Here is a 14,360-nt window from a genome sequence, read left to right on the forward strand (position 1 = left end):
ACAAATGTTATGAGACAAAGCGGTTCTCTGTTGGAGGTAGAAAAGTGTATACATATGAATCGATTAATTACCAAAGTAACCTGCCAATAAATATATTTGCACAGACTATTGAACGTTATCCCTATCACTGGCATGAGGATCCTGAGCTACTGTTCGTGCTCGAAGGGTCGCTGGAAATAAGAATAAATGAAAAAACCTACAATCTGAACGCCGGAGATTTGTTTTTTATCAACAGTAATGAACTACACTTTCTTCATTCAGTCGACCAAAGCAAAAAGCCGCACATACTAGTGTTGCAGATCAATAGTAATTACATGAAACAAAGAGGCATCAATGTAGAAGAACAACAATTTTTTCTTGATGGCTATCATGCATCTTCAGGCGAAGACGTTCATGTGCAACGCTTGAAACAGCTGTTAGCTTTCATTTTAGACTTACTGATAAACCAAAAGGCCAGCTCTATTTTAAAAATCGAAAATTTTGTTCTGGAAATAATAATTATATTAAGAGAAAATTTCGAATATTCATATCAAAAATCCGACGAGCAATTGTTAGAGGACAATAGACTGTTTGAAATAATGAAATATATGAATAACCATTACGCCAATAGTTCTTTAAGCATCGAAGAAATAGCCAGTGAGTTTTCATTAAGCCCGCAGCATGTCTCAAGATATTTCAAGCTGAAGGCAGGGACTTCCCTAAAAACGAAACTGGATACGATACGGATGGAGAAATCACTATTTGCACTGCAGACAACAAATAAAGCTGTAACAGAAATCGCGCTGGAATTCGGCTTTCCTGATACTAAATCCTATTACAGGGTATTCAGAAAGCATATGCAGATGGCTCCCGGTCAGTATCGCAGAAAGTACCAATTCAGCATAGATTACAGCATCCCGAGGGATTATTTAAGCATTAACAGCCGTGAGTCGTTGAAGAAGTTATTTCAATACATGACTATAAAAACTACGCCAGGCCCTGCAGTGCAGGCTGCAAAGGAAAATATTGATTTTTCCCAGCCCGCTAAAGCAATAAATCATTCCTTCACCTCTTTAGCTACCTTTGGCGATGCTGCGCAGGGTTTACGGAAGGATTTTAATGATCAGCTTTACCAGCTCCAGAAGGATATTGGCTTTCGCTACGTAAGGTTTCACAATATCTTTTCGGACCAGCTGGAGGTATACAATGAAAGGCCTGATGGCTCATGGTATGCCAATTTTTCTCATATTGAAGCACTGATTGATCAATTGCTGGCAAATAACATTAAACCGTTTATAGAAATTGGATTTATGCCAGGAGAGCTTGCCGGTAAGTCCTACACCATTTTTGAAGGAAGGACTTCGGTGTCGGCTCCCAAATCCATGGAACGGTGGCTGGAATTGCTGGATTCTTTTATCAGGCATTTATTCAACCGTTACGGCTCAAAAGAAGTAAAGAGCTGGTATTTTGAATTTTGGAATGAACCGGAGGTTGACTATTTCTGGCGTGAATCAAAGGAAGAGTTTTTTTCCTTTTATGCCCAAAGCTACCGGTGTGTTAAAGCAATAGACCCGGATCTTTGCGTTGGCGGCTTCGGAAACATTGACTTTCATGGGAATGCTTCCTGGCTGAACGACTTTCACGAATTTGCCCTCAAGCAGCAGGTAGGCCTCGATTTTTTTTCATTTCATGTCTACAATCTGATGACTAACACGGAGAAGAAAAAAGACAAGCCTGCTAAAAAAGTGGAGAGCTTTAGTACTATTACAGAATTTTTAAGTGAAGTCACTATGATTGGAGAGGAAGATAACTTCTCCGCCTCCATAGATAAAATAATAAACCATACAAAAAAGTACAGCACGCTGAATCAGGAAAAATGGATAACAGAATGGAACGCCAACAGCGATTACGGCGATCCTCTTCATGATACCTGTTACATGGCGGCTTTTATTGTCAAAAATGCCGTGGATAATTTTCAAAAAATAAGCGGGATGGGGTATTGGACCTTCACGGATGTTTTCAGGGAATTCAGCAGAGAGCCCGCTTTGTATCACGGCGGTTTCGGTTTAATGACGTATAATGGGATTAAAAAAGCCAGCTACCATGCTTTTGCTTTTTTGAGTAAGCTGGGGGAGGAGCTTATCACCATAAAAGAGAATATGATTGTGACAAAGTCGGATGACAGGCTTCAAATCCTGCTTTGGAATTACAGCCACCCAAACCGTTTATATAGATCGTTCGATTATTCCCAATTAACTTCCACCAGCCGCTACGGTGTATTTGAAAACAGTGCCGCCCAGTCCCTACAATTAGAATTAAAAGGGCTGCAGGGAAACTATCGGATAAAAAAACATTTTGTTAATCAGAAGCACGGCTCGTCCTATGATGCATGGGTGGAGCTTGGGGCGCCTGAGGTGATTGATCCTGAGCTGAAAAGCTATCTTCAGGTAAAAGCAGAGCCGGGCCTTCGAACAGATTATTTGAATGCTGAAGACCCGTGCTTGCTTCAAACGACGCTGGATGCCCATGAAATTCAATTGATTGAGCTTACAAAAGATCACACTAATTGGAATGAAAAATAAAGAATTTGTATTGTGGAATATACAATTTTGAAAATAGGTTCATATTTGGAAAAGCATTCCTTCTTAAATGGGAATGTTTTTTTTATTAGACCTTTGTATACTAAGTGCAGTTAAGAGATATGTATAAATGTCAGCGCTTACAAATCAAGGGGGGAGGGTTCATAACAATGGACCGGTCAGCATTTAAAGAGAAGGTTAAAGAACAAAAACAAGAAGCAAAAAGGAAAATTAAAGCACTAAGAGAAGAGAAAAAGAAACGAAAACCGCTCTCAAGAGAAGAAAAAAAGGATCTCCGTAGAGACGATAAAACGCAAATAAAGCAATGGGAGAAGGATATTAAAAGCACGGAGGATAAAAAAGAAAGGAAAGCGAAAAAGAAAGGATTTAAAAAATACAAAAAATTGAAGCGTCGTCCTTACATACTGAGCTCTTTATTACTGATTGTTCTATTGATAGGGGGGGGCCTGCTTAACTGGTATTTAAGCGCTACAGCGCCGTTAACCGATGAACAGGCGGAAGCCGCAGACGAATCACGGGAAGTGGCGGAGCAGGTAATGGAGGAAAGCATTGTGATGCTGAAAAATGACGATGTCCTTCCATTGGAAAATAAAAAAATAAACGTGTTTGGAACTGGTTCAGCACGCCCGGTATTCAGCGGAGGCGGGGCCGGGTCCATTGATGACACAAAGGCTGACGGGTTATATACAGCGTTGGACGAGGCAGGAATAAACTATAATTCCACGCTTTATAACGTCTATAACAACTATGAAAAGGAAGAAGAAGCTACTACAGAAGATTTCGAACCGTCAGATCCATCACTTATTCAGACCCTTCTTCCAAACGCGGTTGGCTTTTTGCCCTACAACCCGGAGGAAATGCCCGTCTCAGAGCTTCCCGGAGACACACTTGAAGAAGCGGTATCCTATTCTGATACAGCAGTATATACCATTTCGAGAGTAGGGTCTGAAGCGATAGACCTGTCCATCGAAGATACCCGGTTAAGAAAAGAAGAGGAAGAAACCATCGCGACATTAAACGAAAACTTTGAGCATGTCATCATTCTGGCAAATACGTTCAACGCTTTTGAATTTGGGTTTATAGAGGAATACGAAAATATTGACGCTCTCCTTTGGGTGGGGGGACCCGGGCAGTACGGAACACATGCAATTGCACGGGTGTTAAATGGGGAAACCTCTCCGTCCGGAAGACTCCCGGATACGTACGCGTATAACGTCGAAAGCAACCCTGCCGTTGAAAATACCGGAGACTTTGAATATGTAAACGAAAATGGGGAGGAGACCGGCCGGCATTTTGTTAACAATGAGGAAGGCATCTACGTAGGCTACCGGTACTATGAAACCTTTCTGACAGACGAAGAATATGAGGAAACCGTTCAGTTTCCATTCGGCTACGGTCTCTCCTATACAGAGTTTGACTGGAATGTTGAAGCAACGAATTTCACGGATACCGAAATTTCTTTTGACATTAATGTAACGAACACAGGTGACGCAGCCGGCAAAGACGTCGTTCAGGTTTATTTTTCTCCTCCATATAGTGAAGGCGGCCTGGAAAAAGCGGATAAGGAGCTGGGAGGCTACGCGAAAACCTCAGAACTGGATCCGGGTGAATCGGAGGTGGTGACTGTCAGCTTTCCGGTAAAGGATATGGCGACTTACGATCACGAGAATGAAGAAGCCTGGGTGCTTGAGGAAGGAGATTACGATCTGAATGTTGCCTCTCATATCCGGGACAGCCAGGACACTTCCACGTTCACAGTTGAAGAAACAAACATTTACGATGAAGACGGCACAACTGGTACACCGATTCAAAATCGTTTCGAGGACGCTGAAGGTGACCTGACGTATTTATCCCGGGCGAACCCGGAAGAAACCTATCCCGACGGACCTTCGGAAGATGATTTCTTAATTCCGGATATCGTGGAGGAAACCGCCGATTACGAGCATGAAGCCACCACGGAAGAGACGCCTCCGACGAATGTGGATAACGATATTGTGCTCGAGGATCTGCAGGGGCTCGATTATAATGATCCTCTCTGGGAGGACTTTCTCGATCAATTTACCGCCGAGGAAATGATTAAATTAGCAGGTGATGGCGGCTACTGGTCCGTGCCTATCGAACGATTAGGCATTCCGGAAACCTCCATGTACGATGGGCCTTCTACGATTAAAAACTTCTTTGACTCGTGGTCATCGGTTGCTTTTCCGGCCGGCATCAATGTTGGAAGCACATGGAATAAATCGCTGGTGGAAAACATGGGTACGTCGATGGGAGAGGAAGCCAACGCTTTTGATGTGGAAGCGGTATACGCTCCTGCACTTAATATGCACCGCACGCCGCTTGGAGGCAGAAACTTTGAATATTACTCGGAGGATCCGCATCTTGTCGGTGAAACCGGCGCTGCCTATATCAGAGGTCTGGAAAGCACCGATACGACCGCTGTAATGAAGCATTTTGTTGGAAATGACCAGGAAACGAACCGTGCGAGTAACGGATTATATGTATGGGCAAATGAACAGGCTTTGCGGGAAATTTATCTTCGTCCTTTTGAAAAAGCAGTAAAAGAAGGCGAACCCCACGGAGCAATGTCCTCCTTTACAAGAGTTGGGCCTACTTGGTCCGGCGGCAGCCAGGCATTACTGACCGACGTATTGCGCGAGGAGTGGGGATTTGAAGGCTTTGTCATTACCGATGCAGGAATAGGGCCGCAGGGCGAGCACTTTGATGCGTTGCAGGCCATACATGCCGGAAACGACATGATGCTTGCTTTCCCTATCAATCTGCCTATGGCGAATAAATTTGAAGAAGAACTGGCAGAGCACCTGGAGGAAGACGAAACAGAAACGGTGGCAGGGCTTAGAAAAGCAGTCCATAATATCTGCTACTACATTCTTCAAACACAAGAAATGAAAAAAGATGACGAATGATACGAATCCTACAAGGTGGTAAACACAATGCTGAAAAACCAAAAAATTATTGATCAGATGACGCTGGAGGAAAAAGCTTCGCTGATGTCCGGGAAAAACTTTTGGAACACGGAGGACATCGAGAGGTTGAATATTCCTTCGATCATGCTGACAGACGGGCCCCATGGGTTAAGAAAGCAGGGCGGAAAAGCCGATCATTTAGGACTGAATAAAAGCATCCCTTCCACCTGCTTTCCCACCGCTGCCACGCTGGCGAACAGCTGGGATGAAAGCCTGCTGCACGATGTTGGTCATTATATTGGCAGCGAAGCGGTTGGTGAAAATGTAAGTGTCGTTCTTGGGCCTGGTTTAAATATTAAACGAAATCCGCTGGGCGGAAGGAATTTCGAATATTTTTCCGAAGACCCTTTTCTCAGCGGAAAATTAGCCGCAAGCATGACGAGAGGCATCCAGAGTAACGGTATATCTGCGTGTCCTAAGCATTTTGCTTTTAACAGTCAGGAACATTTGAGAATGACAATTGATGAAATCGTCGATGAACGGGCCCTGCATGAAATTTATTTAGAAGGCTTCCGCTTAGCTGTGGAAGAAGGGGAGCCGAAAACGTTGATGAGTGCCTACAATAAAGTAAACGGCGAATATGCCAATGAACATTTGTATCTAATGCAGGAAGTGCTTTATCATCAATGGAACTATGAGGGAGTTGTTGTTACTGACTGGGGAGGTAACAACGACCGCATCAAGGGACTGTTGGCCGGAAATCAGCTTGAAATGCCCTCGACTGGCGGCATCACGGATCAGGAGATCGTGCACGCTATAAAAACGAATGAGCTGGAGGAGAACGTTTTAGACCAAAGCGTGGACCGGCTGCTCACTTTAATCTTTGATACCCGGTCTGTTGATACGAAAAAGGCAGTGGAGACGGAGCACCATCACAAAGCAGCCGTGGGAGCGGCGAAGCGTTCAATGGTTCTGCTTAAAAATGAACAGGATATTCTACCGCTGCAAAGCGGACAGACGATCGCAGTTATCGGTGATTTTGCAGATGTGCCAAGGTATCAGGGCGCGGGAAGCTCACTAGTTCAGCCGACCAGTTTACCCAGTCCGTGGGAAGCCCTGCAAAAAACATCATTAACTCTTTCAGGCTATGCGAAGGGATTTAAGAGGTTTGGGGGGAGCAGCACAAAATTGAAGCAGGAAGCCGCTTCGCTTGCCAGAGAATCAGACATTGTTCTGCTCTTTCTCGGTTTAGATGAAGGAAGTGAAGCGGAAGGCATAGACAGGTCAGATATGAAGCTTGGAAATAATCAGTTAGAGCTGGTGGACGAGCTGACGAACATTCATGATAACGTGATTGTGATTCTTTCGGGCGGCTCTATAGTGGAAATGCCGTTTGCCTCAAAGGTTCAGGGAATTATTCATACGTACCTTGGGGGGCAGGGCATGGGAGAAGCTTTGGGTGACGTTCTGGAGGGTAGCTGTAATCCAAGTGGAAAACTGGCGGAAACGTATCCTGTTCATTACAGCGATGTCCCTTCAGCTTCGTACTATCCTGGACGGGAAGCAACCGCTGAGCATAGAGAGAGCATTTACATTGGTTACCGTTATTTTGATACTAAAGAAATTCCTGTTCTTTTCCCATTTGGGTATGGGCTGTCCTACACTAGTTTTGAATACAGCCAAATGCATGTCAGCAGCACACATATTTCGTTGACGATAAAAAATACAGGCTCCCGGGCGGGGGAAGAAATTGCCCAGCTTTACGTTGAACCATTGGATTCACACATCTTTCGGGCCCGAAAAGAACTGAAAGGGTTTGTGAAGGTGCATTTAGAGCCCGGAGAGGCCAAAGAAGTAACGATTCCGTTTACTGAAGATCAAGCCGCCTACTATAACACAGCCATTCAGGCGTGGTCCCTGGAAAGCGGCAGGTATACACTGAATATTGGAAGTTCTATTCAGGATATAAGGTTGTCCCATACGATAACGATTGAAGGGGACGATCACGCTTCGCCCTATAATAAAGAGAGGCTGCCCTCGTACTATAGAGCAGATGTGCATCGTATAAGGGACGAAGAATTTCATGCTCTTTTAGGCCACACGCCGCCTGCTTCCAAATGGAACAGAAAGAAAAACCTGGACCATAACGACACGCTTGCCCAAATGAAGTATAAAAAAGGGTTAGGGCAACTGATATATCTTTTAATTGTGTCGATAAAAAAAGGATTAATGGCTGCGAATAAGCCCTTACAGGCGAACAACACTATGTTTATCATGAATATGACCTTCCGGCAGATCCCCCGGTTTACAAGCGGCAAAATCAGCAAAAAAACGGTCAGCCGTGTATTAAAAATTATTAATTTAGGATAATAGCCAGGCGAAGTTACGTTGCTGCTTTATTCAATATTTTTCTTAATGAATATACGGCCTTTCTCCAGATCAGCCTTTACGGCTGGTCTTTTTTTGGCTTTTTGAATGAAAAATTTGAGCTGTCTGGATGATTATGAACATGATAATAGGGGAATTTAGGAAGGAGAGAATTTTAACCGTGGGTGACGTAGAAACATCGATCTGTAAAGACCGTTAAAGTATGCCGTGGCAAGAATTTATAAAGGTGGAGAGAATACTAATGTTTTCGCTGACAGCTCTGGATATTTCAAGAACCATGTTAATAACCGGCCTCATTTCTGCCCATGTATTTGGGTTTCTATTTGTCGTTTATATTTCCAGCCCGTTTACTAAAAATAATTTTCGCAAGAAGAAAAAATAGAGTCTTCTTGGAAGAGCGAATGCTTTGCATCACCAAATAATTGGGCACAAAAAAACGTGAATCAAATGATCCACGAAAAAATGCGTTTTTTAATTTTTTAACCGATGAAAAGCCTGTCTGCTCTGATTAAAAAGTAACCGGCAGTGAATCCAGTCCTTCCAGATCCATGTTGGCGTGCCCGGGGTTTTACCATCGCTGTAAAAGGGAGAAACGTATAAATCATCGGAACGGGCAAAAAGGCTGAGCTGTTCTTGATTCCAGGTTGATGACATAAAGTGAACCTCCGCTTATAGAAATTAAAAAGAATGAAAAGGCGGGACATTCTCTATTCAATTTTCTGATTACCTTTGGCTTGAATCCTTGAGTCGGGTTCTCCCGTTTATGATATTAAAGGGGAAGCTTACCATGGGATAATACCTTTATCATTAAGAATCTTGCCGTTATAATTAGTTTCACTTAAAGCGTATTTCACGACTGTCTGAGCTCCTTCAGCAGGTGTCTTTCCGGCAGAAGGGTTGCCATTTAAATCAGTCGAGGTGAAGCCGGGGGTTACCCCTATAACTTCCGGTCCTTCGGTTTCAAACTCTTTTCCGAAGGTAAGAGTTAAGGAATTCACTGCCGTTTTTGATGAGTTATACCCCAGTATATTAAGCGGAGGGGCCTCTCCATTATCAAACATGGTTTGAGACGCCATATCGGTTGTTAAATTAACAATTTTACCGCCCTGAGCCTGCTTTACTAACGGTGCGTAAGCCTGAATCATTTGGAACGTGCCAAAAAAGTTAACTTCAAATGTCTTTTGCAATGTTTCTAAATCGACTTCACTGGGTGAAAGGTTAAAATCAAGAGCGATGCCAGCGTTATTAATGAGTAAATCTAATTGTTCCGTTTTCATTCGAATTTTGTCTACAGAGCTTTGAATGGACATGGGGTCAGAAATATCGACTGGAATTAACGAAACGTTCGAAACCCCCAGGGATTGAACGGCCTGCCGGCCAAGTTCTTCGTTACGGGCACCTAAGAAAACGTGATAATCCTGCTCTGCCAGCTGGCGGGCGGTTTCATATCCGATCCCTTTATTTGCGCCGGTTACGAAAGCAAATTTGGTCATCTTCCATTCCTCCATTGATTTATTTAATAAGATCTATTAATAAGAATACCTCGTCCACCTCATTCGGGGTCAAGAATTTACGCTTATACTTTTACTCATTCTATCAACGAGACAGGGTGTTCATATTTCTTTTTTCAAGCGTACTGGAAGGGAAAATTCTAGCCGGTCACGAAGAAAGGGCTAAAGCAAAGATAAAAGCCTGGACGCTTACGAATGATAGGCAGAAAACCAGGACATTAAGGTAGTCAAACTGAGGTGGGGTAATTCGTTTAAATATGGGGGGCGATTCGATTGTTTAAGAAGAATGAAGAGGGAAAAGAGCAGCGTTTTTACATCAAACAATCAAAAAGTTTGTCTAAGCTTGGGGAAGTTTTTATTGTTGTCGATCGGGACACGGGTATTAATTACATGTGTACAGTTGCGGGAACGGGGAGCAGTCTGACACCTTTACTCGACAGCGAAGGAAATCCTGTACGGGAATGATAAAAATATTATGAGATTTTTCATCCGGATCATTAAAGGAGGATCTTTTTCTTTCTGTGTATACGAAATGGACAGGTTTCAGTAACGGGCCCCCACTTCCCAACTATTTACATGCAAGCTTTTCTAGTTGATATATTAACCCCAAAAGTAATCGTGCTTTTCATGAGTTTTTTCCGCAGTTCGATAAACTGAAAAAGCCATCTCCATATTTTCACGGAGACAGCATTTTCTTCTTTGAGTAATTATTCTTCGCCCTGGCCGGTGTTTCTAGCCCACCGGTTATCGCCAGGAACCATTGGAGAGGCGTATGACGATGAGGCGTCCGTTTCGATATACATGTCCTGCAGATACTCAAGACTTTGATGCAAAATGACTTCGATGTGGCGATAGTTTCCGTTAACTTCATTGGTGTAATTCGAGACAATATAATAATCGCCATTGGATAATTGATACACGAGGGATTGCTCGAAGGCATCAAATGTCAGCACGTCATCGGTGCGATTAAAAATGTCGTTCATGTGGTCATGGTACTGCTGAAAAATTGTTCGGCATTCGGATGTGCCGCAAGGCTGACGCTGTTCCTCCGAAATATAGCTTTCGGTACGGAGGGGATGCTGGCCGTTGTGGTTTTCTTCCTGGATGGATGGTTGATACCCCAGACTGGCACCGCCGACGACAGCTACATGGGCGGCTTCGGCTGGCGTTTCCAAAGTAACGGAAACTACCGATGCAAGTAGAAGACTGGAAATTGTTGTGGTGAGCTTTTTCATACGCGCTCTCCCCCCTTTTCGAAAAATGTTGCTTCAGTATAAACGAAAAGAAAGGATATGAAAACCAATTTTTGTAATAAAAGGTAAAATTATTTATTTTTTATCCTTAATAGGAAAAGCTGTCTTTATATTGCTTGAGCTCTACGTTGACGTCGACATCTAAAATACCTTCAATTGCGGCTAAATCGGCGTTGATAAACGAAACCAATTCCTCATTGGTCGAAAAATATGCCTGTATCATGAGGTCGTGATTACCGGAGAAGGCTCCCACGAAACGAACGGCTTCAAAGGTTTGGAGTTGAAGAGCGACGTGTGCTGTTGCTGTCCGAGCCTGGTATTGACACCGACAATGGCCTGCACGTCCAAACCAATTTTTTTCGGGTCAGTATGAACGATAAAGTCAAAAACTCCGTCATCAAGCATTTTGCGGATCCGGGCGCGAATCGTTCCTTCACTTACATTTAATGACCGGGCAATATGGGAATAGGATTCTTTGGCGTTGTACTGCAAAGCCCGTAGAATGGCCCAGTCGGTTTGATCGAGTGATGGCATGGTGGAGGGCCTCCTTGTAATTATGTGCTTGAATATTATCATGGCACCTATAAAATACCTATATTATACAAGGAAAAAAATCCGGGAGGCAACGAATAATTTTTATGTTCTTATTTAAAAGGGAATTATTGGTATAAAAATGAGGCGGACTGTGGTATTTTAAAAATAGAAATATATACCAATTATTCTAAAATAGGCACGATTTGGCTAACCATCAAAGATCCCCATCTACAGCCCCACTCAATTTTCATAGTCGGTGGAAACGCTTGATTGTTTTCTTTGAAGGTAAAAGAAAATCCCAATAGAAATAGCCAAAATAAGTAATAATAATATAAATAACCAATTTGGCATATGAATAATATGGCGCAAATCCATAAGAATTAAAGCAAACGATATAGTTCCAAACAATTTATAAAACAGTCTTAATATCCTCATGATTTCCTCCTTAAACGACTAGCTTAAAATTCAAAAACTTAAAAATAGATGAACTGATACATGAAAATGCTCATAGCTACTCTCCAGAGCTTTTTTTATTTTTTCGTATGCTATTCAACAACCTATTTCCTGCAAATGAGCCTGTCAGTGTGAAAAAAAAGCGATTATCATTTCAACGATATAAGAAAACGACGCAAACATATCTAATGAAATGAAACTAATCGTTGCCAATAAACCAGTCAATAATCCTATTTGCCATTCGTTCATCATAAAAGTTTCTCCTTTATCCACTATATAATGTAAAATAATTCCTTTTTGTATTCTACTAGGAAATAGCAAAAAGATAAATGGGCGCTATTGCTGGAGCATTGGACGTTTAAAATTCATTGATACTCTCCGTTTATTTTGTCGCGTTACGGTTTTAGGACGCGCATCAGGAATGGACAGCACGTTCATCCATGAGGTCTTTGAATAATGTGCTAAAATAAATGAAAAGTTAACAGGGGGATAAGTATGGTTTATATCGCTCTTCTACGCGGGATTAACGTAGGTGGAAAAAATAAAATGGACATGAAAACCCTAAAGCAGACATTTGAAGCAGCCGGAATGAACGATGTGAGGAGCTATATTAATACCGGCAACATCATTTTTTCAAATCACAGCCTGTCAAAAGAAGAGCTTCCCCTTGTGTTGGAAGAAGCCATATACAAAAATTTCAGTTTACACATTAAAGTAGTCGTACGAAGTATCGATGAGATTACACGGGTCATGGAGGCTATTCCAGCCACATGGAAAAATGACAAAGAAATGAAAAGCGACGTGTTGTTTTTATGGGAAGAAATCGATGAGGCTTCGATACTTGAACATTTGGTCATTAAGCCTGGTATTGACACAGTGCAGTATGTTCCGGGAGCGGTTCTCTGGTCCGTGGATAAAAACGAGGCAACCAAAAGCGGGCTGACAAAAATCGTCGGAACAAAAAGGTACAAACAGATAACGGTGCGAAATGTTAACACAGTACGAAAGATATATGAACTCATGAAGGGCCAGGCAGATTAGTATTTTTTTACCCGTTCCACACCTTTAAAGTATAGTTTTTTTAATGCAAGTAACATGAAAGTGAAAAGGGGATCACTTATGAAGATAATTTTTCTGCTTATGAGTTACAGACTCAAAAGCGCCCTGGTTTGAGAATTGGTCTTATACGTATGTAAAAGCACGGATTGATGATATGTACTTTTAGAGTAGTTTTCGAGGGATGGCATGCTTCCAAAAAGATTCAATGATAGGTTTTGCTATAGGTAATTTAGAATATTGGGAACAGAGTGTGGTCTATTAATTAAATGAATTATGCGTGGTTCAAAGTCATAAACGTTCTTACATAGGGTCTGAACTGATGCAAAAATTAGAAAAAGATCTAAAAGCAGAAAGCGTGCATCAAATGTATTTATCCACGGTTGAAGAAGAAAGAGGCCCGGCATCCTTTTTTCATAAACAAGGCTATAATACGAACGAAACAAGAATTATCATGGAAAAAATTTATAAAGATACTACGTCCTGGGATAACAAAAGGAGTGTTTATATGGAAACCATATACCTTGCCGGCGGCTGTTTATGGGGCGTGCAGGCATTTATAAAAACGCTGCCTGGCGTGGAATTTACTGAGGCGGGCAGAGCGAACGGAAGCAGTCATACTCTTAACGGTGACTATGATGGATACGCTGAATGTGTAAAAACGGAATTTGACCCGGACGTGATAACCGTCAGGGAATTGATGGAATATTTATTTGAAATCATTGAGCCATACAGCTTAAATCAGCAGGGGCCGGACGTGGGGGAGAAATATAGAACCGGCGTATATAGTGAAAGCCTGGAGCATTTAGCAGAGGCGAAGGCGTTTCTCAGGGAGAGGAATGATTACGGGGCTATAATGGTTGAGGTATTGCCTCTTGCCAATTACATCAAAAGCGCCGAAGAACATCAGGACAGGCTGGATAAATATCCCGACGATTATTGCCATATTCCGGAAGGGTTATTGCGTAAATATAATCGGTGAAACCCTTCTTATCGGTCAGGCAGCGGGGAAGCTAGAACGCTGCGTAAAAGCCTCCCAGGAATAAAACCGCGACGACAGCAGCTATCACGGTAAAACATAAGTACGTGAAGGCGATCGTTAAGGCTTTCGGTCTGGTCGTATTTGCCGCAACCTGGATCGTGCTGACGGCAACGACAAATACCCAAACAAAAGAAAGCCATTCCAGTACTATATAGACACTCGTAAATATTGACGAAGTACTTCCCTGCGCAAGAAACAGGAACAATCCAATAAGTGCAATTGGCAGCAGAAATAGAGAAGGAATAACAGTTAAAATATTCACCCAAAAAGCTTTTTGATAGGAGAGGGGATGATTATGAATGCTGCCCGCGCCTTTCAAAATCAAGGGTAATATAAGAACAGAAATTCCCGCAAACAGAGTCTCCGACACTAAAAGCCAGAGATTATCGGAAAAGATTGGAGATTGATTAGTATCGGGGAAAATATAATTCGTAATAAAAGTATGTAAAATACTGCTGCCCAGGATAATGGCTGCCACCAGGGGGAGCCGGTAATGATCTGTTAAAAAAGCGAATTGCTTCCGGGGCTGGAAGGGAAGCTGAAGGATGGATGTAAACATGAAAAGCCCTCCTAACACTGTTCAAAATAATATAAAAGATAAAAGGCAGACATCCATC

13 protein-coding genes are annotated in these 14,360 nt (G+C 42.5%); 6 read left to right on the top strand and 7 right to left on the bottom strand.

Features of this window, described 5'->3' with window-relative positions:
* Nucleotides 1-44 precede the first annotated feature (44 nt).
* The 3 genes from ACTRXH_RS03145 (at nucleotide 45) to ACTRXH_RS03155 (ending at nucleotide 7,876) form a co-directional block, all read left to right on the top strand.
* Entirely contained in the window at nucleotides 45-2,561 is a 2,517-nt protein-coding gene (locus ACTRXH_RS03145; protein WP_474260648.1) for a GH39 family glycosyl hydrolase, read from the top strand.
* 167 nt (nucleotides 2,562-2,728) lie between these two features.
* A complete protein-coding gene (locus ACTRXH_RS03150; RefSeq protein WP_474280560.1) occupies nucleotides 2,729-5,506 on the top strand; it encodes a beta-glucosidase in 2,778 nt (925 codons plus the stop codon).
* Between the two features lie 27 nt (nucleotides 5,507-5,533).
* Entirely contained in the window at nucleotides 5,534-7,876 is a 2,343-nt protein-coding gene (locus ACTRXH_RS03155) for a beta-glucosidase (RefSeq protein ID WP_474280562.1), read from the top strand.
* 489 nt (nucleotides 7,877-8,365) lie between these two features.
* Here ACTRXH_RS03155 and ACTRXH_RS03160 read toward each other — a convergent pair whose 3' ends face one another.
* Both ACTRXH_RS03160 and ACTRXH_RS03165 read right to left on the bottom strand, forming a co-directional pair.
* Nucleotides 8,366-8,548, bottom strand: coding sequence for a hypothetical protein (locus ACTRXH_RS03160; protein WP_474277483.1), 183 nt, complete (start codon nucleotides 8,546-8,548; stop codon nucleotides 8,366-8,368).
* A gap of 128 nt (nucleotides 8,549-8,676) precedes the next feature.
* The gene (locus ACTRXH_RS03165) at nucleotides 8,677-9,387 is read right to left on the bottom strand and encodes an SDR family NAD(P)-dependent oxidoreductase (protein ID WP_474277486.1); all 711 of its coding nucleotides are present in this window, start codon (nucleotides 9,385-9,387) and stop codon (nucleotides 8,677-8,679) included.
* A gap of 291 nt (nucleotides 9,388-9,678) precedes the next feature.
* On the opposite strand from ACTRXH_RS03165, the gene ACTRXH_RS03170 reads away from it, so the two are divergent.
* Complete coding sequence (locus tag ACTRXH_RS03170; RefSeq protein WP_474277488.1) at nucleotides 9,679-9,870, top strand: DUF6440 family protein; 192 nt, start codon at nucleotides 9,679-9,681, stop codon at nucleotides 9,868-9,870.
* Nucleotides 9,871-10,112: 242 nt separating this feature from the next.
* Here ACTRXH_RS03170 and ACTRXH_RS03175 read toward each other — a convergent pair whose 3' ends face one another.
* The 4 genes from ACTRXH_RS03175 to ACTRXH_RS03190 form a co-directional block, all read right to left on the bottom strand.
* A complete protein-coding gene (locus ACTRXH_RS03175; protein ID WP_474277491.1) occupies nucleotides 10,113-10,640 on the bottom strand; it encodes a hypothetical protein in 528 nt (175 codons plus the stop codon).
* Between the two features lie 106 nt (nucleotides 10,641-10,746).
* Complete coding sequence (locus ACTRXH_RS03180) at nucleotides 10,747-10,911, bottom strand: hypothetical protein (RefSeq protein WP_474277493.1); 165 nt, start codon at nucleotides 10,909-10,911, stop codon at nucleotides 10,747-10,749.
* Entirely contained in the window at nucleotides 10,878-11,192 is a 315-nt protein-coding gene (locus tag ACTRXH_RS03185) for an Lrp/AsnC family transcriptional regulator (RefSeq protein ID WP_474277496.1), read from the bottom strand. Before ACTRXH_RS03185 ends, ACTRXH_RS03180 begins: the two co-directional genes overlap by 34 nt.
* A 579-nt stretch (nucleotides 11,193-11,771) precedes the next feature.
* Entirely contained in the window at nucleotides 11,772-11,897 is a 126-nt protein-coding gene (locus ACTRXH_RS03190; RefSeq protein WP_474277498.1) for a hypothetical protein, read from the bottom strand.
* 243 nt (nucleotides 11,898-12,140) lie between these two features.
* Between ACTRXH_RS03190 and ACTRXH_RS03195 the strand changes: the two genes are divergently transcribed.
* Nucleotides 12,141-12,686 (top strand): DUF1697 domain-containing protein, encoded by a 546-nt coding sequence (locus ACTRXH_RS03195; RefSeq protein ID WP_474277503.1) that lies wholly within the window; start codon nucleotides 12,141-12,143, stop codon nucleotides 12,684-12,686.
* Between the two features lie 523 nt (nucleotides 12,687-13,209).
* Nucleotides 13,210-13,683 (top strand): peptide-methionine (S)-S-oxide reductase, encoded by a 474-nt coding sequence (locus ACTRXH_RS03200; RefSeq protein ID WP_474277709.1) that lies wholly within the window; start codon nucleotides 13,210-13,212, stop codon nucleotides 13,681-13,683.
* A gap of 31 nt (nucleotides 13,684-13,714) precedes the next feature.
* Here ACTRXH_RS03200 and ACTRXH_RS03205 read toward each other — a convergent pair whose 3' ends face one another.
* Nucleotides 13,715-14,302 carry a hypothetical protein gene (locus tag ACTRXH_RS03205; protein ID WP_474277505.1) on the bottom strand — a complete coding sequence of 196 codons (588 nt, stop codon included), beginning with the start codon at nucleotides 14,300-14,302 and terminating at the stop codon, nucleotides 13,715-13,717.
* Nucleotides 14,303-14,360: the final 58 nt, after the last annotated feature.

This window comes from Marinococcus sp. LNHM5E3-2.1 (assembly GCF_056034365.1).